The 1625-nt window shown below is 70.6% G+C and carries 2 protein-coding genes; both read left to right on the top strand.

The window, feature by feature from the left end; translation table 11 throughout:
• Positions 1 to 466: ABC transporter substrate-binding protein (locus F2B26_RS16170; RefSeq protein WP_235929726.1), on the top strand; the 466-nt coding region annotated here is incomplete at its 5' end.
• A 69-nt stretch (positions 467 to 535) separates the two neighbouring features.
• A complete protein-coding gene (locus tag F2B26_RS16165; RefSeq protein ID WP_159811094.1) occupies positions 536 to 1615 on the top strand; it encodes an ABC transporter permease in 1080 nt (359 codons plus the stop codon).
• Positions 1616 to 1625: the final 10 nt, after the last annotated feature.

Raw genomic sequence — 1625 nt, 5'->3', positions numbered from 1 at the left:
CACGCCGTCGCACTACGGCCCCTCCTCGGCCGACGAGTACGCGCTCATCAAGGACCAGCTGGAGAAGTCCGGTCTGTTCACGGTGAACCTGCAGTCCACCGAGTACGAGCAGTACTCCAAGGACCGCACCGCCGACGTCTACCCCGCCTACCAGCTCGGCTGGTTCCCGGACTACTCCGACGCCGACAACTACCTGACGCCGTTCTTCCTCAAGGGCGGCTTCCTGGCGAACCACTACGACAACCCGGACGTCGACTCGCTCATCCAGGAGCAGGCCGTCACGACGGACGCCGCCAAGCGCACCGAGCTCATCGGCCAGATCCAGGACAAGGTGGCCGCCGACCTGTCGACCGTGCCGCTGCTGCAGGGCGCGCAGGTGGCTGTCACCGGCACCGGGATCACCGGGGCCTCGGACACGCTCGACGCGTCGTTCAAGTTCCGCTACGCGGCGCTCGCGCGCGGCTGACCTCATCGAGGACCGACAGGCGGCCCGTCCCCTCGCGCGGGGGGCGGGCCGCCCTAGGCTCGAACGACCATGACGACCACCACCGAACCGGCGGCGCCAACGAGCACCCCCGCCCGCACCCGCACCCGCGGAGGCCTCGGGCGATACCTGCTCGTCCGGTTCCTGCTCATCTTCCCCACCGTGTGGATCCTCGTGACCACGGTGTTCCTGCTCATGCGGGCCACGGGTGACCCGATCACGGCCTCGTTGGGCGGCAAGCTGCCCCCCGACCAGCTCGCCGAGCGGATCCACGCCGCGGGCTACGACCGGCCGATCCTGGTGCAGTACCTGGAGTACCTCGGCCGCGTGGTCCGGGGTGACTTCGGCACCACCATCTCGGACAACCGGCCGGTGACCGAGGTGCTCACCACCTACGGCACCGCGACGCTCGAGCTGGCCCTCTACGCGCTGGTCGTGGCCCTGCTCGTGGGCATCCCGCTCGGCCGGATCGCGGCGGCCCGCCGCGACCAGGGTGCCGACGCCGCGCTACGGGTCAGCGCGATCCTCGCCTACGCGACCCCGGTCTTCTTCGCCGGGCTGCTGCTCAAGCTGGTCTTCGCCGTCTGGATCCCGGTGCTGCCGGTGGCCAACCGGGCCACGACGGCGTCGGTGGTCGCGATGCAGACCTCGGGCAGCTCGACCGGGATCTACCTCATCGACGCGCTCAGCACCGGCGACCCGGCGATCGTGGTCGACGTGCTGCGCCACGCCGTGCTGCCGGCGGTGACCCTCGGGCTGCTCACCGCCGGGGTGTTCCTGCGGCTGGTGCGGACCAACGTGATCGCGACGCTCGGCACCGGGTACGTCGAGGCCGCCCGCTCGCGCGGGGTGTCCGAGCGCCGCCTGCTGCGCACGCACGCCTGGCGCCCCGCTCTCGTGCCGATCATCACCGTCATCGGGCTGCAGATCGCGATGCTGCTCGGGGGCGCCGTCCTCACCGAGACCACGTTCGAGTGGAAGGGGCTGGGCTTCCAGCTCGTGCACTACCTGCTGGCGCGGGACTTCGTCGCGGTGCAGGGCATCGTCGCGATGCTCGCCGTCATCGTCGCGGTGACGAACTTCATCGTCGACGTGATCGCCGCCCTGGTCGACCCGAGGATCCGGTACTGATGGCCGCCGA

The organism is Cellulomonas citrea (assembly GCF_009829685.1).
Taxonomy (GTDB): Bacteria; Actinomycetota; Actinomycetes; order Actinomycetales; family Cellulomonadaceae; genus Cellulomonas; species Cellulomonas citrea.
Note: the sequence above shows the minus strand (reverse complement) of the source record. Positions and strands in the feature narration are given on the sequence as shown.